Below are 24,894 nucleotides of genomic sequence, written 5' to 3' on the forward strand. Positions count from 1 at the left end.
AGGAATTCTCTACATTTAAAAGAAATGCCTAATAAAATTTAGAGTATAAAAATAGTAGGTGATAGGATGAGTCAAAGAATAGCTTTAGGACGCTGGGGAGAAGAACAGGCATGTAACTTTTTATTATCAAAAGGTTGGAAACTTATAGAATAACTTTTTATTATCAAAAGGTTGGAAACTTATAGAAAAAAACTATCGTTGTTCTTATGGTGAGATCGATCTAATCTTTCGCTATGAAAAATGGATTATATTCGTGGAAGTCAGAACACGCTCTACAACTCGTTGGGGAAGAGGTGAAGAGACCATCGATTATAGAAAGCAAAGGCGTTTATTGAGAGTCGCTTCTTTTTTTCTACAAGAAAAAAGACCTTCTTTTGGACACCCGAGGTTTGACTTAGTTACGATACATAAGCTTGGTTGGCAAAATAAAGAGCATGGAAGTTTCGAGAAATCTTCATACGAGATTGATCATCGGATAGCTATTATAACACCCTAATTTTAAGAAGAGAAAAAAGCGAGAATAAAAAAGGAAATAAAGGAATAAGTTGTCTCTTTGTCGAAGAGCCACAGTAAATAGAACGTTACAGTGTGGCTTACGAAAAGAGGGAGCGCTCCTATATGTTGTCAAGAGTTCAAAGTGTTGTTTTAGAAGGAATTGTAGCTAGACCTGTACTCGTAGAGGTTGATGTGTCAAATGGCTTACCTGCTTTTGATCTGGTAGGCTTACCAGCAATCGCAGTTCGAGAGGCAAGAGAGAGAGTTAGGACAGCCATTCGCAATAGTGGTTTTAATTTTCCTCTACATAGAATTACAGTAAATCTAGCACCAGCCAATGTACGTAAAGAAGGAACTTCACTAGATATCCCAATTGCTTTGGCGATTTTAGCAGCAACGGAACAAGTTTCATTAGCCAAAAATGAGGCACAATTTTTTGTTGGTGAATTGGCACTCGATGGTACTGTTCGACCCGTAGAAGGCGTACTTGCAATGGCCTATGGGTTATCAAAAAGTCATATAGCTCATGATAAAGAACTTCAATTTTGGGTGCCTGCAACGAACATAGGAGAAGCTTATTCGATTTCAGAAATCTATAGTCAGGGTATAACTTCTTTACGAGATTTGGTTGATTTGTTATCGCAGCCTTCCCTTCGTAAGAAAAATCGTGGTATGGACAGCCAAAGAAAGAGTAGTTATTATCAGGAAAGCGATGATAGCAATGATATTGGCAGAATAAAAGGTCAAAACATAGCGAAAAGGGCTTTAGAGATTACAGCAGCAGGTGGACACAATTTGCTCATGACAGGCCCTCCCGGTACAGGAAAAACGATGTTAGCGCGATCTTTGCCTTCTATATTGCCGCCCATGACTTATGAAGAGTCCTTAGAGGCAACAATGATTTATTCTATTACAGGAGAGCTAGGAGAAGATGTAGACTGGCTTTACCAAAGACCTTTTCGAACGCCTCATCACCACAGTACGATGTCTGCACTTATTGGAGGAGGACGAACACCAAGGCCTGGTGAAATTACTTTGGCCCATCATGGTGTTTTGTTTATGGATGAGTGGCCTGAATTTCCAAGAGAAGCTTTAGAGTCACTCAGACAGCCTTTAGAAGACGGGGAAGTAACGATTTCAAGACAAGGTGGGACCTATACCTTTCCGTCTAAGTTCTTGCTTGTTGCTTCTATGAATCCCTGTCCCTGTGGATATCTGAGTGATGAAGACGTAAAGCCGTGTAATTGCACACCCTATGCAATAGAAAGGTATAAAAATCGTGTATCGGGGCCTCTTTGGGATCGTATGGATATTCAAGTTAGAGTGACTCGACCTAAGTACGAGTCTTTACGGGCTCAAGAAGAGTATGAAGAAAGTTCTGCTCAAGTTCGGGCAAGAGTCATTAAAGCAAGAGAGAGGCAACTTTCTCGAATCACGACATACCAAAAGAAAAGAAAAATTTTTTGTAACGCCCATCTTGATGGAGAGCTCCTTCAAAAGACTTGTACTTTAGAAAAAGAGGCAGAGCAAATGCTAGAACGGGCTTATAAACAGTTTCACCTCAGTGGGCGAGCTCTACACCGCTTGATCAAAGTGGCTAGAACGATTGCTGATCTAAGAGACAGTGATATTATTTCTACTGTTGATCTTGCAGAAGCATTACAGTATCGTTTATGAAAAATTGGACTCTTACCTTGACAAGTTTTCATGAAGTGATTAATGTTAAATACAATCTATGGCACGATTATCCAGTCAATCTGGTAGCCTTGATTGTGCCTTGGAGGGACAGGTAATGCATATACTTTCGGAAAGCGAGCGGACGTACTGGTTGGCACTGGCTTCTTTACCTGCCATTGGTGCTAGACGTTTTCATAGTATTATAGAACATTTTGGTTCGCCCCAGGCTGCCTGGTTGGCTCCGGAAAAAGATTGGGACGGCGTAGCAGGAATGTCTTTGTCACGTTGGCAAAAAACATTACAATATCGTAGAAAGGATTATTTATCTTCCTTCTTGGAACGTATATATTATGGAGGCATTGAGGCACTGACTTTACAAGATGAGCGCTATCCTGAATTGTTACGTTCTATCCCTGATCCGCCACCGGTCTTATATATGAAAGGTCAAATTCAGGAGAGAGATAAAGTTAATATAGCGATTGTAGGTACCCGAAAAGCAACACCTTATGGTGAAAAAGTTTGTTCTCAATTGACAGAAGAACTGGTTCAACAAGAGCGGACGATTGTTAGTGGACTAGCCAGAGGAATTGATGCGATTGCCCATCGTACAGCATTGGAAAAAGGAGGGCGTACCATTGCCGTTTTGGCTTGCGGCCTTGATAAAATATATCCAAAAGCGCACGAAGCATTGGCAGCAGCTATAACGGAGAGAGGTGCATTAATCAGTGAGTATCCTCCTGGATCGCCTGCAGAACCAGGTAAGTTTCCAGCTCGCAATCGAATTATATCAGGTCTTTCTCAAGGCGTTCTGGTTATTGAAGCAGGGGAAAAGTCCGGAGCCTTAATCACGGCCGATCAAGCCTTAGAACAAGGCAGAGAAGTATTTGCCGTGCCTGGACCGATTACTTCATCACAAAGCAAAGGGACACATCGCTTAATTCAGCAAGGCGCCAAACTCGTTACTTCTATTGAAGATATTCTTTCAGAAGTACAAATACAGTTTAACTTTCTAGCGAAGCCGAAGCAAGAAATTGATCTTGAACCGAATGAGAAGAAGCTTTTATCTCATCTTGATTGGGAAGGTAAGACTATCGATCAATTGATCCATTGTACAGGTCTAAAAGGACCAGAAATAGCTGTTTTATTGACCCATTTAGAAATGAAAGGAATGATCAAATCACTGCCGGGAGGGGGGCACTTTGTCTCTTTGCTTTAAAAAAATTGCGTTGGCAATAATAGCCGATAAGCAGCTAGTTTTTATATGAAAAATATTCTCAGGTGAACGAGGTGAACCTGTTGTCTGATAAAGTACTTGTCATCGTTGAATCTCCTGCAAAGGCCAAGACGATTGGGAAATTTTTAGGTAGACGGTATCAGGTGAAAGCGTCTATGGGGCATGTGCGCGATCTACCGAAAAGTCAGTTTGGAGTGGATGTTGAAAGTGACTTTGCTCCAAAATATATCACCATTCGTGGCAAGGGAGATTTGTTGAAAGAATTACGTAGCGCGGCCAAAAAATCTACCAAAATTCTCCTAGGGCCTGACCCGGATCGGGAAGGAGAAGCGATTGCATGGCACTTGGCGCACATTCTTGGTGTAGAAGAGCAAGCCTTATGTCGCATTGAATTTAATGAAATTACCAAAAAGGCAATTCAAAGTGCAGTAAAAAATCCAAGAACCATTGATTTTGACCGCGTAGAAGCGCAACAGGCTCGTCGAATTCTGGATCGACTTGTTGGCTATAACCTCAGCCCCTTACTATGGAGAAAAATTCGCAAGGGACTTTCTGCGGGAAGAGTACAGTCTGTAGCCGTACGACTCATATGTGATCGAGAAGAAGAAATTCAAGACTTTAAACCAGAAGAATACTGGTCTTTAACGGCTACCTTTGAAGCAGCGAAAGGTACAATTTTGGCGAAGCTGCAACGACAAGGTGACAAAAAAATTGAAATAACCAGTCAAGAGCAGATGAATCTAATCTTAGCCGAAATTGAGGAAAAACCTTTCTATGTTTCCGAAGTAAAAAAGCGTGAGAAAAAAAGAAACCCAGCACCTCCTTTCACAACGAGCTCTCTACAGCAGGAAGCCTATCGCAAGCTTGGTTTCACAGCTCGTCGTACCATGATGGTGGCGCAACAATTATATGAAGGCATTGATCTGGGGCAAGAGGGCACTGTCGGTTTGATTACCTATATTCGAACCGACTCTGTACGAATCTCTGAAGATGCCATAGAAGAATCGCGTTCTTATATTGAAAGTCGATTTGGCAAGGAATACGTACCGACTGAAGCAAGACGATTTGAAACAAAAGGAAAAGCGCAAAATGCCCACGAAGCAATTAGACCAACTTCTATAGAACATGAACCAGAAAAAATTAAATCTGCAGTTACGACAGATCAATATAAATTGTATAAACTTATTTTTGAACGATTTACAGCTAGCCAGATGAGCTCTGCTGTTATGGATACAACGACTGTCGATATTGCTGTAGAGAGTTACCTCTTTCGAGCTTCAGGCTCCGTTATGAAGTTTCCAGGCTTTATGAAAGTTTATATTGAAGGGAAAGACGACGATACCAAAGAAGAAACGGGCCTTCTTCCAGAAGTAGAAGTTAAAGAAAAGCTAGAACTAAAAGATCTAGAACCGAAGCAACACTTTACACAACCACCGCCACGGTATACGGAAGCAACACTAGTAAAGGTATTGGAAGAAAAAGGGGTCGGTCGACCTTCCACCTATGCACCGATTATCGAAACAGTAGTAGCACGAGGTTATGTCCTTCGAGAAGAAAAGCAGTTTTTCCCAACAGAGCTTGGAGAAGTTGTTGTAGAGCTACTGAAAGAACATTTTCCAGAAATTCTTGACGTAGAGTTCACAGCTACCATGGAAAGTAAGCTTGACCAAATAGAAGAAGGTGCCGCTGAATGGCGAGAAGTACTTCGACAATTCTACAGCCCCTTCCAAGAGCGTTTGGAGGAAGCTGAAGAAAAAATAGGTTCTATTGAACTCACAGTAGAGGTAAGCGATCAGGAATGTGAAAATTGTGGTGCACAAATGATTGTTAAGCAAGGGCGTTTTGGTAAGTTTTTGGCTTGTCCTCGTTTTCCAGAATGTCGCTACACCAAGCCATTGCTTGAAGAAATTGGTGTACCTTGCCCAAAGTGTGATGGTGCTATTGTTTTGCGACGAACCAAAAAAGGTCGCAAATTTTATGGTTGTGCTAACTATCCCGATTGTGACTATGTATCATGGGAACGCCCGACCGATATACCGTGCCCACAGTGTAAAACGCTTCTAGTGCAAAAAGAGTCTAAAAAATTAGGCACTCGTAGAGTCTGCCTTTCTGAAGGGTGCGGCTATGAAGAAATTGTAGTTGCAGAAGATGGAGAAGAAATGGAACAGAAAGAGGCTACGAAATAGTGAAAGTAACCATAATTGGAGCTGGATTGGCTGGTGCAGAAGCGGCCTGGCAAGTGGCACAACGAGGGATTGCTGTACAACTCATAGAAATGCGTCCACAACAAATGACAGCAGCGCACAAATCAGGAGATTTTGCAGAATTAGTTTGTTCAAATTCTTTACGAAGCGCCTCTATTGAAAATGCTGTTGGACTATTGAAAGAAGAATTGCGTCAATTAGGTTCACTTATTATGGAAGCTGCAGATGCAGAAGCCGTGCCAGCAGGAGGTGCTCTTGCTGTAGATCGTCATAAGTTTTCTGCTACTATCACCCATAAAGTGACAGAGCACCCTTTAATCGAGGTGATTCGAGAAGAAAGCGCAACCATACCTTCAGAAGGTATTACCATTATAGCTTCAGGACCTCTTACATCTACAGCTTTGTCAGAAGAGATTGGAAGACTAACAGGTACAGAGTATCTCTATTTTTACGATGCAGCTGCGCCTATTGTAGATGCTGAAACGGTGAACCAAGAAATTGCTTTTTGGGCTTCTCGCTATGACAAAGGCGATGCTGATTACTTAAACTGCCCAATGACAGAAGAGGAATATGAGCGTTTTTATCAGGCTTTGATTACAGCGGAAGTCGTTCCACTCAAAGAATTTGAAAAAGAGATATTTTTTGAAGGTTGTATGCCCGTAGAAGTGATGGCACAAAGAGGTCGTGAGACTTTGACCTTTGGTCCCTTAAAGCCTGTAGGCCTTTACGATAAACGTACAGGTAAGAGACCCTATGCTGTCGTACAACTGCGCAAAGAAAACCGAGAAGGTACGATGCTTAATCTAGTAGGATTTCAAACTCACTTAAAATGGCCAGAGCAAAAAAGAGTTTTCTCGCTTATTCCAGGCTTAGAAAAGGCTGAATATATTCGTTACGGTGTTATGCACCGCAACACTTTCATCAATAGTCCCTTGCTACTAAAGCCTACTTATCAACTTGCTAAAAAAGAGACCATATTTTTCGCAGGTCAAATAACGGGTGTGGAAGGATATATTGAGTCGACAGCATCAGGCTTTGTGGCGGGCTTAAATGCTGCTCGTTTAGCCCAGGGTATGGAGTTGTTGACATTTCCACAAGAAACAGCCTTGGGGGCTTTAGCCCATTATATAACCACAGCTGACGCAAAGAACTTTCAACCTATGAATGTAAACTACGGGCTTTTCCCACCTTTGCCGGGTAAAGTAAAAGGCAAAAGTATGCGTCAAAAAAAGCACAGTGAGCGAGCTTTAGACTCAATCCAATCGTTTATGTCACAGAAGAGTCTATAGAAAGATAAGAAGCAAAAAAGATAGCCGCCTGGCGCGGCTTTTTTCTCTATTTGCTTCGAAAAATGATTGTTATTTACATAGTTAATGCATAATGATAAAAATACAAAGAATGAGTACTACTGAAAAGTAAGAACGAGTTCTGATAAAGGAGTCTTTTGAACCAATGAAAATGAAAGGCACTACCATTGTAGCCGTCAAAAAAGGGAAACAAGTTGCCGTGGCTGGTGACGGCCAGATTACATTTGGTGATAAAACAGTGATGAAAGGTTCGGCCAGAAAAGTTCGACGACTTTATCAAGGGAAAGTGATTGCAGGCATCGCTGGTTCTGTGGCCGATGCCCTTACATTGCTAGACAAACTAGAATCAAAAATACAAGAATATCGTGGCAACTTACTACGCGCATCTGTTGAATTGGCGAAAGAATGGCGCACTGACCGTTATCTTCGCCATTTAGAAGCGATGATTATTGCAGCCGATCAAGATCAATTATTGATATTATCGGGCAATGGAGAAGTGATAGAACCTGATGATGGTGTAGCTGCCATTGGCTCAGGGGGAGCCTATGCCTTATCAGCCGCACGAGCTTTGGTTAGACATACAGACTTGTCAGCAGGAGAAGCAGCGAAAAATGCATTGGAAATTGCTGCTGAGATATGTGTTTATACGAACAATCATATTACCTTAGAAGTAATAGAAAGGGCGGAGTTGTAAATGGATGGCGAAAACCTTACCCCAATTCAAATTGTAGAAGAGCTTGATCGTTATATTGTAGGGCAGCGATTGGCCAAAAAAGCGGTAGCCATTGCACTACGGAATCGTTATCGTCGTAAACGATTGCCCTCTCATCTTCAAGAAGATATAACACCGAAAAATATACTTATGATTGGGCCCACTGGTGTAGGTAAGACAGAAATTGCACGACGACTGGCAAGGCTTGTACAGGCGCCTTTTATCAAAGTGGAAGCAACCAAATTTACAGAAGTCGGTTATGTTGGTAGAGACGTAGAATCAATGGTTCGCGATCTTGTTGAGACATCGATTCGTATGGTAAAAGCAGAAAAATTAGAAGAAGTGCAAGGGGCTGCGGAAAAAGAAGCGGAAGAGAGACTGGTAGAACTACTTGTTCCGCAACCTCGAACAAATAGAACAATGACCAACCCTTTTGAGATGCTTTTTGGTTCACAGCAACAACAAAGCAATAAGACAACGCCTGTAGAGCCTGATCTTCAAGAAAAACGTTCCATCGTTCGACAAAAACTGAAACGCATGGAATTAGAAGATCAGATGGTAGAAGTGGAAGTTGAAGAAAACATAAATCCTTTTGGTGATATCATGGGCTCAAATGGCTTAGACGATATGGGTCTTAATAATATTCAAAATATGCTTGGTCAGGTCTTCCCCAAAAACAGAAAGCGTAGACGTGTAGCTGTTCGTGATGCTCGCAGAATCTTAGCCCTACAAGAAGCACAAAAACTGATTGATATAGAAGCCGTCAATAGAGAAGCTATTGAAAAAGCAGAACAATCAGGAATTATTTTTTTAGATGAAATCGATAAAATCGCATCAAAAGAAGGTGGCCAGGGCGCCGATGTCTCTCGTGGTGGTGTACAACGAGATATTCTACCTATTGTTGAAGGCTCTACGGTGATGACCAAGTATGGACCTGTAAAAACGGACCACATCCTTTTTATCGCAGCGGGTGCTTTTCATGTCTCTAAGCCTTCTGATCTTATTCCCGAATTACAAGGTCGCTTTCCTTTGCGAGTGGAATTAGAAGCATTGAGTCAAAAAGACTTTCAAAGAATCTTAACAGAACCAGAAAACTCCCTATTAAAGCAGTATATAGCTTTGCTGTCTACGGAAGATGTTGAGCTACAATTTGCAGAAGAAGGCATTGATGCGATTGCTTCCATTGCCTATCGCGTTAATGCTCAGACTGAAAACATCGGTGCACGTAGATTGCATACAATTTTAGAGAAAGTATTAGAAGACATATCTTTTCAAGCACCGAATATGATCGAAAAAAGTATTATCATTGATCGATCCTATGTAGAGTCTCGATTGGAAGATATCGTAGAAAAAGAAGATTTAAGTAGATATATTTTGTGAAAACTGTTATAATAGAAAACTAGAATTGAAAATTTGCCCTCTGGCTTGTATGATACATTTTTACCTATCGATTTAAGGAGGCAATTAGGGTACTATGCGGACCTTATTGGAGAAGACACGAACCGTAAATAAACTAATACAAAAAAATGCAGGACATCCCGTAAATTTTGACGAAATGGCTAAGATAACAAGCGAACTGATTAATGCGAACTGCTACATTATAGGTCGACGCGGAAAGATCCTTGGCTTTTCTTTTATGCCTCATTTTAACTGTCGAATCATGGCTGATATTGTACATCACTCTGAACGTTTTCCCGAAAGTTACAATCAAGACTTAATGCGTATAAGTGAGACACAAGCTAATTTTTGTCAAGTAACGAATTCTTGTGTCTTCAATTATGGAGAGACTTGCTCTTATGGTCATAAATTAATGACTGTAACTCCTATATTAGGTGGTGGGCAACGACTGGGAACGCTTGTATTAGCAAAATACAATGAAGAATTTACGGATGAAGATCTGATCTTAGCAGAATATGCTTCCACAGTCGTAGGTATGGAAGTTCTTCGATCCAAAGCGGAACGAATGGAAGAAGAAGCTCGTAAAAAAGCAGCCGTACAAATTGCTATAGGGACCTTGTCTTACAGTGAGTTAGAAGCTGTTGAGCATATCTTCTCTGAACTTGAAGGGAACGAAGGTCTACTGGTAGCATCGAAGATCGCGGATCGAGTTGGTATAACTCGTTCTGTCATTGTAAACGCTTTACGTAAATTTGAGAGTGCTGGTGTAATAGAGTCAAAATCACTAGGCATGAAGGGCACTTATATTCGAATTCTTAATGACAATCTATTAGATGAACTAGAAAAATTGCGTCATTGAGAAGTTGCTGCGATTCAAACTGTTGATTCTCAGCATAAGTAGAGATAGAATGAGAGAATGGGTGGAGAAGAGGTTAACCATAGGGTTAACCTTTTCTTTTTTTAGAAAGAGGGATTTTAGCAGAAATAGCGAATATGAAACGAAAGCTGTGGGATTGAGGTATAGAGAAAATCACCCTTTTTATGGTAGACAAACAAAGGTCGCAATGGAATGCCTTCTGTCGAATTCTATATGTGATATGCAATTAACAATGTGTGATATGCACTTAACAATGGGAATGCCTTTTTTCTCCAAAAGAATGGGTTGAGTAAAGAGGTGAAAGAATGAGATTTTTTGATACAGCATCAACAAACTTGCTAGAGAAAGGGTTAGACGCAGCAGCCTTACGTCATAGGGTTATTGCAGATAACATTGCCAATGTAGATACACCAGGATATAAAAGAAAAGAAGTTCATTTTGAGCAAGAGCTTGCACAGAAGCTTTCTCATTCCTCTATGATGAGACTAGAGGGAACCGTGAACAACAAGAGACATATTTCCCTAGGCCATTTCTCTACAGATAATCTCAAAGGCAATATTATTGACACCGGTCAGCAAAAGTATCGTAATGATGAAAATAATGTAGATATTGACAAAGAAATGACCATGCTTGCTAAGAATACCTTGTGGTACGATGCAATGCTTACTCAAATTGCACGACGTCTATCGGGTTTAAAAACGGTTATAAAGGAGGTTCGTTAGAACAATGAAATTTCTGAGTTCTATGGATACGAGTGCCTCTGCGTTAACAGCGCAAAGACTTCGTATGGATATCATTGCTAACAACCTAGCCAACGTTAACACAACTCGTTCTGGTAATGTCGATGCAGAAGGCAATGTATTGCCCTATCGGCGTCAAACAGCTCTTTTTGCAGCAAGGCCTGCTCATGAAGCAGCTTCTTTTGCTACTACTTTAACCAAAGCAGAAGAACGATTAACGGCGCCTGGAGCGGGTGTCCGCGTCGTCGGTATCGTAGAAGATCAGAAACCATTCAAAATGGTCTACGATCCTGATCATCCAGACGCAATACGAGAAGGACCTGAGGCAGGGTATGTTCGCATGCCCAATGTGAATACAGTAACGGAAATGGTAGATATGATTTCTGCTACGAGAGCCTATGAAGCCAATATTACAGCTATTAACTCGGCAAAAACCCTGGCTATGAAAGCACTGGAAATCGGAAGAGGCTAGCATCTAAGGTAAAGTGACAAAAAAACAAAGGAGGCAGATAGGATGAAAGGGCTGCCCATTGCTCAGAATCAGTTATTACCCTATCAAAGTCTGCTCCAAAATGGACAGCCAAAAGGGGAAGCTGTAGGGGGAAAAAGCTTTTCGGCTTTTCTAAAAGATTCGATTGACAGTGTGAACCAATTGCATAGCGAGTCAAGTCGTCAAACAAAAGCGCTTGTTTCCGGTCAAACAGAAAATATTCACGAAGTTATGATTGCAGCAGAAAAAGCTAGTATTGCTACTTCAATGACCTTACAAGTGCGCAATAAAGTTATGGAAGCTTATCAAGAAATTATGAGGATGCAGGTATAATTCCTAAAGTGAAGGATTTCTGATCAATGAATGAAATATACGAAAGACTGCGCACTCAACTGAATGAGCTTCTTAACAGATTGACAAAGCAGCAGAAAATCATTCTTGCTGGATCGATTTTTGCTGTTTTTTTTACGATACTTGCTTTTGTTTTCATTGCAGGACGTCCTGATTATGTGCCTCTATTTTCTCGTCTTGATCCGACCGATGCCGGAGCCATTCGAGCAAGATTGATGGAAATGAATAGAGATTTTAAGATATCTGATGATGGCACAACCATTTATGTGCCCTCTAAAGATCAAGCCAATTTACGATTGGAGCTGGCCAACGCCGGATTGCCTCGAGGCACAGGATGGGGTTTTGAGACTTTTAGTGAGAGTCGCTTTAGTGAAACAGAACGAGAAAGAGAGATTCGCCTTAAAGTTGCAACGGAGACAGAGCTAGCAAGAACACTGCAAAATATTCCCGGGGTAGACAATGCACGTGTTATGATTGTCCCTTCTACAGATTCTCTCTTCCGAGAGAATTCTACTGATGCCACAGCCTCTGTTATGCTAATCATGAGACCGTTCAGTCAATTAGAAGACAATCAAATTAGAGGGATTGTTCACATTGTATCGCGAAGTGTAAAGTCCTTAAAGCCAGAAAACGTAACCGTTGTAGACCAAAATGGTATAGTATTAAGTGAAGGTCTTTTTAATGATGACTTTGCAAGCCTACAATTAGATGGCCTTACGAAGCATCAGATTGATGCGAAGCGTCAATTTGAAAGGCATTTAGAACAAAAAGCTCAGGAAATGCTGAATCGCGTTGTCGGACCAGGCAATGCTGTTGTTAAAGTAGCTACAGAACTTGACTTTTCTCAACAAGAGACAAGAGACTCTCAGTATGGCAGGCCTGTAGGACCTCTCTCAACTCGCGAAATTTATGAGAGTGGAGAAGGAAGTACGGGTGGAGCTGCGCCGGGTGTAGATGCCAATATTCCGATGCAACAGGAGATGGAAGCCGGCACAAGTCGTTATGAGAGATCCGATATTATTATTAACAATGAAATTCCAAGAACAGAAACTCATATTATTACACCACCTGGATCGGTAATCAATCGACTCACTGTCTCGGTGATGATTGATAGCAACCGAATTGATGGGGAATTTGACGATATAAAGCAACAACAGTTTGAGCAGGCTGTAGCAAGAGCTGTTGGAATTCAATATCCGATTGTAGAGCCTGTGCCAGGTGGACGGGTTGAGCAAATCAGTGTCGTTGCTATGCCTTTTGATCGCTCTGCAACGGAGGAACTAAATCGTCTTTTAGCAGAAGAAGCAACGATGAGAAACTGGATTCTTATAGGTGCCGCTGTAGCAGGACTGCTACTTGTTCTTGCTTCTGTCTTTTTCATTCGCAAAGCTTTGGCGAAGAAAAAAGAAGAAGAAAAACCAGTTGAAGCAATAAGAGAAGAACCATTGGAAGACATAGCACCACCACCGTTGGAAGCACAATTGTCGCCTGAAGAACGAGAAAGAATCAAGATTCGAGAGCAAATAGAAGAATTGACAGAAAAGGATCCAGAAGCGGTCGCGCGCTTACTAAAAACATGGTTAGCTGAAGACTCGAGGTGATTCAGTGGCAACGAAAGGAATATTAACAGGAAAACAGAAAGCAGCTATCTTTTTGATTTCTTTAGGCCCTGAGAAGTCAGCGAAAATATTTCAACACTTAAAAGACGAAGAAATTGAGCAAATGACGCTTGAAATTGCCAATGTTCGTAAGGTTTCCTCGGAAAACCGTGATGTTGTCTTTAATGAGTTTCATCAGATACTCATGGCTTCAGAGTACCTCACCTCGGGCGGTATTGATTACGCCAAAGAAATTTTAGAGAAAGCCTTGGGCTCCCAGAAAGCGCTTGATATTATTAATAGGCTCACTTCATCGTTACAAGTTCGTCCTTTTGAGTTTGTTCGTCGTACTGATCCAGCACAATTGTTAAACTTTATTCAATCAGAGCATCCGCAGACAATAGCCTTGATTCTAGCCTATCTAAGTTCTGAGCAAGCTTCTATTATTTTGTCAGCTCTTCCACCAGACCGACAGTCCGATGTAGCTCGCAGAATTGCTTTAATGGATCGAACGTCGCCGGAAGTCATTCGAGAAGTAGAAATGGTATTAGAAAGAAAATTATCATCTCTCGTCTCACAAGAGCATACCAGTGCAGGTGGTATTGAAAATGTTGTTGAGATGCTCAATAGGGTGGATAGAGGAACAGAGAAATCTATTATGGAAGCATTAGAAATTCAAGATCCGGAATTGGCTGAAGAGATCAAGAAACGTATGTTTGTCTTCGAAGATATTGTTATGCTCGATGACCGCTCTATTCAACAAGTGCTTCGAGAAGTGGATACAAAAGATCTGGCATTGGCCCTTAAAGGTTCGAGCGAAGAAGTTATACAAAAAATCTTCAAAAACGTATCCAAAAGAGCAGGAGAAATGTTGCGAGAAGACATGGAATTTATGGGACCTGTCCGCTTGCGCGATGTAGAAGAAGCACAACAGAGAATTGTGAATATTATTCGCAAATTAGAAGAAGCAGGTGAGATCATCGTCGCTCGTGGCGGAGGTGATGAACTCATTGTCTAAGGTTATCAAATCATCTACACTGCTTGCTAACAAACCAAAGCTGTTAAAGCTAGGGTTTCTTGAAGAAAATAAAGAACAATCTTCTACCTTTATTCCTGTGCCTACAACCGAAGTTACATCAAAAGCTTTAGGCGATGTCACTTCAACACAGCAAGAAGAGAAAAAATCTATAGATAATCAAGATATGGTTATTCTTGCGCAAGAACAAGCGGAACAGATATTGCAGGAAACCCATGAAATGGTACAAGAACTTCTTCAGAAGGCAAAAGATCAGGCTCATAAAATTTTGATAGAAGCCAAAAAAGAAACTGAAGAAGTTCTTTCTATCGCGCAAAAAGAAGCCGAAGAGCTAAAAAGGCTACGTTCTGAAGAAGGTTATGCCAAAGGCTACGATGAGGGCTACAAAGGCGCGATAAAGAAAGCCAAAAAAGAAGCAGAAAAGATTGTCGTAGAAGCTTACAACGAAGCAGAGGCAGCACGACAAGCGCGGTTGGCTTATTTAAAAGATCAGGAGAAAGACTTGGTAGACCTTGCTGTCATGATTGCAGAAAAAATTATTCAATATGAGATTGATCGCAATGATCAGGTTGTTTTTCATATTACGGAAAATGCTTTAAATAAAGCACGTGATATGAGCCACGTTATCATCAAAGTTAACCCTGAAGACTATCCCATATTGCAAAACTACAAAAGTGATCTTATGAGCTTAATCAAAGGCTTGCGTACCTTGAATATAGAAAAAGATGAGACCATTGGAAGAGGCGGCTGTATTATTGATACGGCCTATGGCTATGTTGATGCTCGAATTGATGCGCAGCTCGACGAATTGCGTCGTGTTATTAGTGAAGTTATGAACAGGTAGAAGAGTGTTTATGAAAAAATACATGGCTGCCATTCAAAAAGCGGATTTTGTACGGTTAAATGGAAAGGTAAGTCAGGTGATTGGTCTAGTCGTTCAGTCGGACGGACCCAGTGCACATCTAGGAGAACTTTGCTACCTTTCAACGCAACAAGGCAAAGAGAGAATTGGTGCAGAAGTCGTTGGCTTTCGTGACAAAAAAACATTGCTTATGCCCTTAGGGGATATAACGGGCATTGGCCCTGGTGCTCAAGTGCTTGCTTCTGGTGACTTCCTAAAAGTCCCTGTAGGAAAGGGCTTGCTTGGTCGTGTTCTTGATGGACTGGGGAATTTCATTGATGGCAAAGGACTCGTGAATTTTACGGAAGCCTACCCCTTAGATGCAGCGCCACCCCATCCTTTGCGCAGACAACGGATTCAACAGATACTCCCTTTTGGTGTAAAGGCCATCGATGGATTCCTAACTTGTGGTAAAGGTCAGCGACTCGGTATTTTTGCTGGTTCTGGTGTAGGAAAAAGTACCTTGCTTGGCATGATTGCGCGAAATGCAAAAGCTGATATTAATGTGATAGCATTAATTGGGGAGCGGGGACGAGAAGTTCGAGAGTTTTTAGAAAAAGACTTGGGTCCCGAGGGTTTAGCGCGCTCTGTTGTTGTTGTTGCCACATCAGATCAACCGGCTCTTGTTCGACTCAAAGGAGCCCTGGTTGCAACAGCCATTGCAGAATATTTTCGAGATCAAGGCAAAGATGTCATGCTAATGATGGATTCGGTAACTCGTTTTGCCATGGCTCAGCGGGAAGTAGGCCTTGCAGTCGGTGAACCGCCAGCAACAAGAGGGTACACACCTTCTGTTTTTGCTTTATTGCCAAAACTATTGGAACGCTCGGGAACGTCTGCCCATGGAACCATTACGGGCCTCTATACCGTGCTCGTCGACGGAGACGATATGAATGAGCCTATCGCTGATACGGTGCGAGGCATCCTCGATGGTCATGTTGTTTTGTCGCGAGACCTAGCAGCGCAAAATCATTATCCGGCTATTGATGTGTTACGCAGTGTGAGTCGTGTTATGATTGAACTGGTTGAACCAGAACATCGACAACTGGCAGCACGACTGCGACAAGTACTTGCCACTTATAACGAAGCCAAAGACTTACTTGATATTGGCGCTTATCAAGCCGGTGCCAATCCAAAAATTGATTATGCTCTTCAAAAAATAGATGAATGCAATGATATTTTAAAACAACAAATTGAAGAATCGATTCCATTAGAAGAAACGTTACAACGGCTAAGAGAGTTATTTGTATGATGAAGCCTTTTACTTTTAAACTACAGCGGCCATTAGACTTGAAGGAAAAAGAAGAAGCACACCTCAAGTCAGAACTACAGCGACAGCGCAATAGAGTAGAAGACTGTCAACGTATGATAGAAGAGAACAAGCAGGCAATGACAGAAGCTTTGATAGAATGTAAAAAAATGCAAGAACCTTACTTTGACGTAAGCCAGCGCTTACTCTTTCCGTACTATTGGCATCGTTTGCAAGAAACAGAGGCAGAGCTTCATCAACAACTGGCCCAAGAACAAGAGAAAGAGCAAGCGCTACAAGAACAGCTTATGAAAACGATGCGTGATCGAAAAGTCTTAGAAAAATTACGGGATAAACACTTGACAGCTTATAAGAAAGAAGCATTACGAGAAGAACAAATCATATTGGATGAAATTGCTCTTAATCGGTTTATGGCAAAAGATAAAGGAGAATAGGAGGGAGATAGGGCTTGGCCAAAAAAGAAGAAACAAACAGTAAAAAATCAACCTTTCCGTGGCTATTATTTTTTATTCTGGCCATGCCTGTCTTTCTTCTAGGCTCCATCAGTGCTGCACAAGTAGCTGGTGTAATCGATGTAACAAACTACGTGAGACAAATTCCGGTCATTGGAACGATGATCCCTGAAAAAGAAGAGGAAGCTTTTTTTCAACAAACTTTTGAAGAGCATCGTATCGCCCAGCTTGAAGAAGAAAAAGCAGAATTAGATAATCAACTTCGAGAACTGCAACAACAACTTGTTATGGTAGAGCCACAAGAAGATTTGTGGGAACAAGAAAAAAATGAGCTAGAACAATCACTGCAAATCCTTCAAGAGCAGTTAGAGCAGTTACAAAATGCACGGGTCGATCAAGAAAGTCTTGTGGAACGACTACGACTTATGAGACCGGCCGATGCTGTAAAAATTATGGAGAATCTACCGGACCAGACTATTAATGCTTTGCTTGCTGAAATGGACGTAGATGAGGCCGCGCGTCTTATGGCGCTTTTCGATCCTGTGCGAGCCGCTCGGTTGGCCTATCCCGATATTAGAGAAGAGCTAGAAAATCAAAATCGCTCTCAACAAGCCACGCAAGAAAGAGCGGCTACATTGCAAAGCTTAGGTAGAACCATGGCAGCCATGCAACCCAATGAAGCTTCCATGCTGATTGAAAATTTATCGAATGATATGGCTGTTGCTATTCTTAAAGAAATGGACGATGCATCAAGAGGAAGAGTCCTGTCTTCTTTATCGACGCAGAACCCAGTACGAGCAGCTCAACTTGTGACAATGATGGGGCAATCATAACGAAAGGGGTGATGACAAAAGGGATACAATTTACGAATATGTGAATTTGCGATTTCAATTTCCTAGGCGGTTACAGGAGATAAGGAGGCCAAAGATTGAGAGAATTAGCGATTTTTGCCTCTTCTGTTCATGATCCAAACAAAATAAAAGACCAGTCCAAAAGGATAGAGCAAGAAGAAGTAAAAGGACAGGACAACTTTCTAAGTTTATTAAATGCCTTTGTCTTACCGCAAGTTCAAAAGAGAAATAATGATGCTTTTTTTCTGCGGGACTTATCATTGAATGATCCTCGAAGGAGTGAAGGGAACCGCTATCAGCAAAGCAGAGATAGCAGAGCCTCTTCTTATTCTCAAGCAAACAATGAAAGAAGAAGTGATCACAAAGCTTTATCATCCGATCACGCCTCAAGACAAAAGAAGGACCATGAAAGCACAGGTAAGGCTAGAAATGCTCAAAGCAATGAAAGTACTGGTAAGGTTGATAAAAGCGATGAAAGCATCAAAAGGCACAGAATTGAGCTAGAAAATAGGTCAAAAGAAAGTTATACAATCAAAGGGAATCATGAAAGCAAAGTCGCAGACTTTAAAGAGGTTGCTGTTTTATCAAATGATGAGAATCAACTGTTAACAAATCAGTTTTCAAAAGAAAAGGCAACGCAGTTAAAAGTAATGGAGGAAAGCGCCTCTAAAAAGAAAAATGAAAAAGCTTTGCTGTTCAAAGATCGTGAAGGGCAAATGGGAGAACTAGAAGAGATAGAGGCGCAAGGAAAGAAAAAAGTACTACAAGAGCGTGGCAGTTTACTTATATCAGGGAAACAAAATCGTGAAGATCTTTCTATAAAAATCTCAGAAGAGAATTCTAAACATTTTCTAGAGCCTGAACCGGCTCAACTGCCTTTATTAGCAAAATTACAGAAGGCTCGAGAAAAACATAAGAGTCGTCAAGAAGGCAAAGTAGCAGAAACTACTTTTATTGAACAAAAGGATCAAGAAAAAGTAGGGTTACAGAATCCTCTCTTACCTTTTCAACATGTGGTGAGACAGGAAGGCTCTATACAACAACCAATAGGGCATCAAGCGATGGTAAGAGACGGAATTTTTCAGGAACATAATGAAAAAAGCTTACAAAGTAAAAACAATCTATCAAACTATGCAGGTGTAACAGAGACAAATCGACCTTTTTTCAAAGGAAAGATATCAAATCTCGCAAAACAAGCACCGATGCCCCAACGACAAGAAGTTTTTAGTCAAATTATTGCACAAGCCAAACTATTAAACAAAGCAGGTGCACAAGAACTAAAAATACAGTTGAAACCAGATTTCCTAGGACCTTTAAAAATGAGACTTATCATGGAAGACGGTCTTGTTTCCATTCGTATTGCTGCAGAAAATCCTCATATAAGGCAGATGATAGAATCGAACTTATCTCATTTAAAGCAGTCATTGGAAGAACAAGGCGTTAAATTTGACCGCATTGAAGTAAATCAAGGTGAGAGCAACAAAGATATGTTTCGTGATAAAAATCAGCAAGATTTTTTACAAAATCAACAAGGTCGCAGACAAGAAGAGGGAATTCCCACCTACACGAAGGATCGAGAACTTGGTGAAAGTGATGAACTTGATTCGAGTGACAAAGTGGAACGTTATTATGGCCAAGAAAGTAGCACCATTGAGTATTTAGCTTAAAATGTTATCTATTGGAGGTGAAAAGAGTGTCCTATACAATCAACAACATACAATCGGCGCAAGCCCCCTGTCCCAAACCCTTAAAACAGAGAAAAACAATACTGTGATGGGCAAAGATGACTTTTTGAAATTGTTGGTTACACAATTGAGATACCAAGATCCTATGAAGCCTATGGAAGACAAAGAGTTTATTGCGCAGATGGCCCAATTTAGTTCTTTAGAACAGATGCAAAACATGGCAGAAGGTTTTATGGAACTGAAAGAAGCACAAATGAAAATGCTACATGAAAACTATGTAGCACAGGCTGTAAGTTTTATTGGTAAAGAAGTCGAAGCACTGACGATGCAAAGAGACGGACAGGGAAAAACGATATACGACGAAGAAGGTCGGGCTTTCACAGAATTGGTGCAGGGAGAAGTACGAGGCGTAAAATTTGAGCAAGGTCAACCGGTTTTACAAGTACAGTTTGTGAAGGGTGAACAATCGGTGACTCGTGCTGTGCGCTTGGAAGAAGTTAGCAAAGTTATGACCAAGAAAGAGCCAGTAGAAGTCCCGACTTTGCCGAAAGAGATGGGAGAAGAGGCGATGAAGGACCATGGATAAACCTTTTTTTCATCCTCAACCCATGATTCCCGGTGTGGGAAAAGCAACAAGCACAGGTAAAAGTTCGACAAAGACCTCGAACCATACCGATAAGGACAGCTTTCAGAAAATCTTACATCAAGAAGCGAGTAAGGTTAAGTTTTCATCTCATGCGCAGCAACGATTGAACCAAAGGAATATTTCGTTTGGTGAAAAAGAGATGACACAACTTACAGAAGCGCTTTGTAAAGCTGAAAGCAAAGGCGCAAAAGAAGCGCTGGTCATGATGAAGGATCTGGCCTTAGTCGTATCAATTCAAAATCGTACAGTGATTACAGCAGCCCATGGAAATCAACTGAAAGATAATGTATTCACAAAAATTGATAGCGCCGTTATCATCCCAGAATAAGAGGCCGGACCTCTAGGAGGAAGCCTAGACTGTGGAGCGATAGAAGCAGTCATAGGGAGATAAGGTCGCAAAACATAAATGGGGGTCATAAAGATATGATGCGTTCTTTATACTCAGGCGTTACTGCTTTGAGGAACCATCAGACGCGCATGGACGTAATTGGTAACAACATCGCCAACGTTAATACTTTGGGATTTAAGAAAAGTCGTGTTACCTTTCAAGATGTTTTGAACCAGACGGTTCGAGGTGCGTCGGCACCGCAAGAAGGAAGAGGCGGCACCAATCCAATGCAAGTTGGTTTAGGAATGAATGTAGCCACCATTGAAACAGTTCATACAGGCTCTAATCCCCAGGGTACAGGGAAAAATACAGATCTAGCCATTCAAGGCGATGGCTTCTTTATTTTAGACAATGGCTTAGGTGGTGAAGTCTACACAAGAGCAGGCGCTTTTGATTTTGATGCGGTAGGGAATCTCATTAACACGTCCAATGGCATGTTAGTGCAAGGCTATATGTTTAATGAATCAGAAGAAAGAGACACGGTACTCACAGGCATAAGTTTGGCAGAGAAAAAGCTAATGCTACCAGCCGCTACGGATAGGGCTAGTATTGGAGGGAACTTGGACTCCACGAAAACTTATGGAGAAGTGCACACAATTGAGTTTCAGGTCTTTGACAGCCTTGGGAATTCTCACCCTGTAAAACTAGATTTTTACAAAACAACATCGGAAGGAGAAGATGCTGATCCCGAAACTGTTTGGACAGTAGCAGCATCAAATGGTCATAGTATTACTATGGAAGATGAAGAGGGTGCTGACCCAGATGCCGGTAATGTAGTGCTTCGATTTGACTTAAATGGAAGACCTGATATCGCATCAATTCAACTAACATTAGCAGGTATTGCAATACCTGCTCTAGATGAGGATGGAGAGATGGGAGAAGAAGACCTAACCGTAAATATTGATTTATCCAATCTTAGACAAACAGCAGGCGAATCAACGGCTGTTGTAACAGAACGAAATGGTTATCGTGCTGGTGAGCTGCAGGCGCTCAATGTCGATGCAACAGGCACCGTTACAGGCTCCTATTCAAACGGTAAAAACATGCGATTGGCACAAGTGGCCATAGCTGCCTTCAACAATCCTTCAAGCCTAACGAAGCTCGGAGACAACCTTTATAGTGTATCAAACGCAACCGGTGAAGCTAACATTGGAACTGCCAACTCTGGTGGCCGTGGCTCTATTATCCCTGGTGCCTTGGAAATGTCTAATGTTGATCTAGCCCAAGAATTTACAGATATGATTGTTACCCAGCGTGGTTTCCAGGCAAACAATCGCATTATTACCGTCTCTGACACAATGATTGAAGAACTGGTTAATCTCAAACGATAACTTGCTCTAGAGAGCGAGCGGGTTTGAGCCTCAAATCCGCTCGCTTTCCTATTAAAAGCCGAGGAGGCTAGGGCACATGATTAAGGTAACTCGATTGAACCAGCGTGAAATGGTTGTCAATGCGGACCTCATTGAGTTTATCGAATCAACACCGGATACCTTACTCACTCTAACGACAGGCAAAAAAGTTCTCATTACAGAATCAGTAGATGAAGTAATTGCACGTGTCATATTTTACAAAAAAGCTTATCACAGAGGCATTGATTCCAATGATCCCCTCGAAGAAAAAAGAAGGAGCTAGCGAGAAAGCCTAGAATGAATATATAATGAATAAGAGTCGGCTTTTTCGTAGCGAAAGCAAGCGCAAGGCCAGTATAACTCAGGAAGGAGCGCTTCTGCAGAGATGGCTGATAATGAAAAAAATGAAGAAAAGAAAAAGTCCTCTATAAATATAAAGCTTATTGCCATAATTGTATCGGTAATGCTTGTTACAACTGTCATCGCCATCGGTGCATTTCTCTTCTTTCTATCACCAGGAGGCTTGTTCGGCGACTCAACGGTACAAGAACCTGTAAGGGCGCCCGGTGTGCTTTATGATCCAGGCGGAGAGTTCAGAACGAACTTAGCCGATCCGGGTGGAAGAAGATACCTTATAACACAGATCTCCTTAGAGTTGAATATGCAAAAAAGAGATGAAAAAGTAATTTCTGAATTAGACGAACAGCTTCCTATAGTTCGCGATCGAATACTATCAGTATTAAGTGCCAAGTCGGTTGAAGAGTTTCAAAGCCACGAAGGAAGAGAAAGGGTAAAAAGGGAAATTCTTATCTCGTTAAACAGACAATTTGGGGCCGATAGATTTCGAAATGTCTACTTTGTAGACCTCGTTTATCAATAAGGTGCAACAGAATGACGCAAGGTTTAAGCAAGAGGAGGTGAGGGTACATCAATGGGCGACGTTCTGTCACAATCGGAAATTGACGCTCTATTAAACGCCCTTGCCAGTGGTCAAGTTACGGCCGATGAAGTAAAGCAAGAAGACTTGGCCAACAAAGTACGCCTCTACGACTTTAAAAGACCGAATAAGTTTTCAAAAGATCAGATTCACACTCTGCAAGTTATTTATGAAAACTACTGTCGCAGTTTAACTACATACTTTTCTGCACACTTACGGACACTTGTTCAAATATCAGTCATGTCGGTCGACCAATTGACTTATGAGGAATTTATTCGTTCCATACCCAACCCAACGATTGTTAATATTTTTAAGATGACGCCCTTAGAAGGCAATGGTATCATGGAAGTAAATCCTAGTATTGCTTTTTCTATTATTGATCGTCTTTTCGGAGGCACTGGACAACCTCCGAACAAGATTCGAGGCTTAACAGAAATTGAACAATCTGTTTTTCAGAAAACGACGAGAAGAATGTTGGATAACTTCACAGAAGCATGGGAAAATATTGCTCAAATTCATGCTAGCTTAGAAGTAATAGAAACAAATCCACAATTTGTTCAAATCGTGGCACCTACAGAGATGGTCGTCCTAGTAACCTTGGACTGTCGTATTGGTGAGACTGAGGGCATGATTAACATCTGCTTGCCTTATATATTGCTAGAGCCCATTATTAGCAAGCTTAGTGCCCACTTCTGGTTTTCCAGCTCAGCCAAAGGGCGGACGCAAGAACAACTAGACGCTTTACGAGCGCGATTACAAAAAGCTGAAGTACCCCTTACCGTATTGCTAGGTCAAACCACATTGAACGTAAGTGAATTGCTCGATCTTCAAAAAGGTGATGTAATCCAACTAGACAATCAAGTTTCTGAAGAACTTGTCATAATGGTAGGTCAACGCAAAAAGTATTTAGGACGGCCTGGTGTGGTCGGTTCAAAACTAGGTGTACAGATCACCTCTACCTTCGATGAAGGAGTTGAGATAAATGATGAGTAGTGGTGTTCTTTCTCAAGAAGAAATAGATGCCCTACTAAAAGGAGCCGATCAGGAACCTTCCTCTTCAGAAGGTTTTTCTAATGCAACAGAACCCGAAAACAATGTAAGTGACATGGAAAAAGATGTTCTTGGTGAGATTGCCAACATCTCTATGGGGACTGCTGCAACAACCTTATCGACACTGCTTGGCAAAAAAGTAGAAATCACCACACCAAGAGTATCAATTACAAGGAAATCGACGATACAAAAAGAATATCCTGCTCCTTTCATCGTAGTAGATGTACACTATACGGCAGGGCTGGAAGGTAACAACGTACTTGTCATCAAAGAAGAAGACGTAGCAGTCATTGCTGATTTGATGATGGGTGGTGATGGCGTAACACCACCGCCAGAGTTAACGGAATTGCATTTTAGTGCTATCTCTGAAGCAATGAACCAGATGATGGGCTCAGCCTCAACTTCTATGGCTACCATGTTAAACAAAAAAATCGATATATCACCACCAGAGCTAAACAAAGTTGATTTTTCCAGTGAAGATTTGCAACATCCCCAAAGTGACCCTGTCATAAAAGTTTCTTTTCGAATGGTCATTGAAGGGTTAGTTGATAGTGAACTGATGCAGATTTACCCTATACCTTTTGCCAAAGCCTTGACCAAAGGGTTAATGGGAGATGAAGAAGAGTCTGCTGCATCTATGACTACAGAAGCGCCAAGCTCTTACGGAGGAACACCCATTTATGACCTTCCTGGTGCGCAAGCACCGCCTCCTATAGCAGCAGCACCCAATCCCGCACCGAAGCCACCGGAACATCCTATGCAAGGACCGCCCAACTTTGGTCAAGATCCTTATAGTGGAGCTGCCATGCCGCCGCCCCATTACTACTACGGACCACCGCCTGGCTATGGACAGCATCATCACCCGCAGGGTATGATGTATCCTACACCACCATCACCACCACCATCGCCATCTGCAGTTCCTGTACAACCCGTTCAATTTTCACCTCTACAAGGACAACAGACCAGCAAAGATATGGGCAATCTGAACCTAATTATGGATGTACCATTACAAGTAACTGTTGAGCTTGGCAAAGCAAAAAAAACAATTCGAGACATTTTAGAGTTGGGAACAGGTTCCGTCATTGAATTAGATAAAATTGCTGGTGAACCTGTCGATATCTTGGTGAATGGAAAGCTGGTGGCCAAAGGCGAAGTGGTTGTCATCGATGAAAATTTTGGTGTCCGCATCACAGACATTGTAAATCCCATTGAGCGGATAGGAAATCTACAGTAAACGGAGGATGAA

General features: G+C 41.6%; 24 protein-coding genes and 1 pseudogene. All 25 read left to right on the plus strand.

Going from position 1 to position 24,894, the window contains the following annotated elements; translation table 11 throughout:
- Positions 1-163: 163 nt before the first annotated feature.
- Positions 164-496: pseudogene (locus tag FTV88_RS16160) on the plus strand (YraN family protein); the annotation flags it as partial.
- A 122-nt stretch (positions 497-618) separates the two neighbouring features.
- Positions 619-2,172, plus strand: a complete 1,554-nt coding sequence (locus tag FTV88_RS09450; protein WP_153725402.1) for a YifB family Mg chelatase-like AAA ATPase — start codon at positions 619-621, stop codon at positions 2,170-2,172.
- A gap of 115 nt (positions 2,173-2,287) precedes the next feature.
- A complete protein-coding gene (gene dprA / locus FTV88_RS09455; protein ID WP_162007979.1) occupies positions 2,288-3,388 on the plus strand; it encodes a DNA-processing protein DprA in 1,101 nt (366 codons plus the stop codon).
- Positions 3,389-3,468: 80 nt separating this feature from the next.
- Positions 3,469-5,592, plus strand: coding sequence for a type I DNA topoisomerase (gene topA, locus FTV88_RS09460; RefSeq protein ID WP_153725404.1), 2,124 nt, complete (start codon positions 3,469-3,471; stop codon positions 5,590-5,592).
- A complete protein-coding gene (trmFO, locus tag FTV88_RS09465; RefSeq protein ID WP_153725405.1) occupies positions 5,592-6,899 on the plus strand; it encodes an FADH(2)-oxidizing methylenetetrahydrofolate--tRNA-(uracil(54)-C(5))-methyltransferase TrmFO in 1,308 nt (435 codons plus the stop codon). Before topA ends, trmFO begins: the two co-directional genes overlap by 1 nt.
- Before the next feature lie 163 nt (positions 6,900-7,062).
- The gene (gene hslV / locus FTV88_RS09470; RefSeq protein ID WP_207707849.1) at positions 7,063-7,611 is read left to right on the plus strand and encodes an ATP-dependent protease subunit HslV; all 549 of its coding nucleotides are present in this window, start codon (positions 7,063-7,065) and stop codon (positions 7,609-7,611) included.
- Entirely contained in the window at positions 7,612-9,009 is a 1,398-nt protein-coding gene (gene hslU / locus FTV88_RS09475; protein WP_153725406.1) for an ATP-dependent protease ATPase subunit HslU, read from the plus strand.
- Positions 9,010-9,103: 94 nt separating this feature from the next.
- Positions 9,104-9,886, plus strand: coding sequence for a GTP-sensing pleiotropic transcriptional regulator CodY (gene codY / locus FTV88_RS09480; RefSeq protein ID WP_153725407.1), 783 nt, complete (start codon positions 9,104-9,106; stop codon positions 9,884-9,886).
- Between the two features lie 323 nt (positions 9,887-10,209).
- The gene (flgB, locus tag FTV88_RS09485; RefSeq protein WP_153725408.1) at positions 10,210-10,626 is read left to right on the plus strand and encodes a flagellar basal body rod protein FlgB; all 417 of its coding nucleotides are present in this window, start codon (positions 10,210-10,212) and stop codon (positions 10,624-10,626) included.
- A gap of 4 nt (positions 10,627-10,630) precedes the next feature.
- A complete protein-coding gene (gene flgC, locus FTV88_RS09490) occupies positions 10,631-11,116 on the plus strand; it encodes a flagellar basal body rod protein FlgC (RefSeq protein ID WP_153725409.1) in 486 nt (161 codons plus the stop codon).
- Between the two features lie 42 nt (positions 11,117-11,158).
- Positions 11,159-11,467: a flagellar hook-basal body complex protein FliE gene (fliE, locus tag FTV88_RS09495; RefSeq protein ID WP_153725410.1), complete on the plus strand. Its 309-nt coding sequence runs from the start codon at positions 11,159-11,161 to the stop codon at positions 11,465-11,467.
- 26 nt (positions 11,468-11,493) lie between these two features.
- Positions 11,494-13,086 (plus strand): flagellar basal-body MS-ring/collar protein FliF, encoded by a 1,593-nt coding sequence (gene fliF, locus FTV88_RS09500; RefSeq protein WP_153725411.1) that lies wholly within the window; start codon positions 11,494-11,496, stop codon positions 13,084-13,086.
- A gap of 4 nt (positions 13,087-13,090) precedes the next feature.
- The gene (fliG, locus tag FTV88_RS09505) at positions 13,091-14,101 is read left to right on the plus strand and encodes a flagellar motor switch protein FliG (protein WP_153725412.1); all 1,011 of its coding nucleotides are present in this window, start codon (positions 13,091-13,093) and stop codon (positions 14,099-14,101) included.
- A complete protein-coding gene (locus FTV88_RS09510) occupies positions 14,094-14,963 on the plus strand; it encodes a FliH/SctL family protein (protein ID WP_162007980.1) in 870 nt (289 codons plus the stop codon). The genes fliG and FTV88_RS09510 overlap by 8 nt, the downstream gene beginning before the upstream one ends.
- 10 nt (positions 14,964-14,973) lie before the next feature.
- Positions 14,974-16,272, plus strand: coding sequence for a flagellar protein export ATPase FliI (gene fliI / locus FTV88_RS09515; protein ID WP_153725414.1), 1,299 nt, complete (start codon positions 14,974-14,976; stop codon positions 16,270-16,272).
- The gene (fliJ, locus tag FTV88_RS09520) at positions 16,269-16,724 is read left to right on the plus strand and encodes a flagellar export protein FliJ (RefSeq protein WP_153725415.1); all 456 of its coding nucleotides are present in this window, start codon (positions 16,269-16,271) and stop codon (positions 16,722-16,724) included. Before fliI ends, fliJ begins: the two co-directional genes overlap by 4 nt.
- 14 nt (positions 16,725-16,738) lie before the next feature.
- Positions 16,739-17,575: a magnesium transporter MgtE N-terminal domain-containing protein gene (locus FTV88_RS09525; RefSeq protein WP_153725416.1), complete on the plus strand. Its 837-nt coding sequence runs from the start codon at positions 16,739-16,741 to the stop codon at positions 17,573-17,575.
- Between the two features lie 95 nt (positions 17,576-17,670).
- A complete protein-coding gene (locus tag FTV88_RS09530) occupies positions 17,671-19,260 on the plus strand; it encodes a flagellar hook-length control protein FliK (protein ID WP_153725417.1) in 1,590 nt (529 codons plus the stop codon).
- Between the two features lies 1 nt (position 19,261).
- Positions 19,262-19,864, plus strand: a complete 603-nt coding sequence (locus tag FTV88_RS15630; protein ID WP_207707850.1) for a flagellar hook assembly protein FlgD — start codon at positions 19,262-19,264, stop codon at positions 19,862-19,864.
- Positions 19,857-20,252: a TIGR02530 family flagellar biosynthesis protein gene (locus tag FTV88_RS09540; protein WP_153725418.1), complete on the plus strand. Its 396-nt coding sequence runs from the start codon at positions 19,857-19,859 to the stop codon at positions 20,250-20,252. The genes FTV88_RS15630 and FTV88_RS09540 overlap by 8 nt, the downstream gene beginning before the upstream one ends.
- A 95-nt stretch (positions 20,253-20,347) precedes the next feature.
- On the plus strand, positions 20,348-21,643 hold the full coding sequence (locus FTV88_RS09545) for a flagellar hook protein FlgE (protein ID WP_153725419.1): 1,296 nt from the start codon (positions 20,348-20,350) through the stop codon (positions 21,641-21,643).
- A gap of 76 nt (positions 21,644-21,719) precedes the next feature.
- Positions 21,720-21,944, plus strand: a complete 225-nt coding sequence (locus tag FTV88_RS09550) for a flagellar FlbD family protein (protein WP_153725420.1) — start codon at positions 21,720-21,722, stop codon at positions 21,942-21,944.
- 102 nt (positions 21,945-22,046) lie between these two features.
- Positions 22,047-22,541: a flagellar basal body-associated FliL family protein gene (locus FTV88_RS09555; protein WP_153725421.1), complete on the plus strand. Its 495-nt coding sequence runs from the start codon at positions 22,047-22,049 to the stop codon at positions 22,539-22,541.
- A 51-nt stretch (positions 22,542-22,592) separates the two neighbouring features.
- On the plus strand, positions 22,593-23,591 hold the full coding sequence (fliM, locus tag FTV88_RS09560; protein ID WP_153725422.1) for a flagellar motor switch protein FliM: 999 nt from the start codon (positions 22,593-22,595) through the stop codon (positions 23,589-23,591).
- A complete protein-coding gene (fliY, locus tag FTV88_RS09565) occupies positions 23,581-24,882 on the plus strand; it encodes a flagellar motor switch phosphatase FliY (RefSeq protein ID WP_368277265.1) in 1,302 nt (433 codons plus the stop codon). The genes fliM and fliY overlap by 11 nt, the downstream gene beginning before the upstream one ends.
- Positions 24,883-24,894 lie beyond the last annotated feature (12 nt).

It is taken from the genome of Heliorestis convoluta, from assembly GCF_009649955.1.
GTDB classification, from domain to species: domain Bacteria; phylum Bacillota; class Desulfitobacteriia; order Heliobacteriales; family Heliobacteriaceae; genus Heliorestis; species Heliorestis convoluta.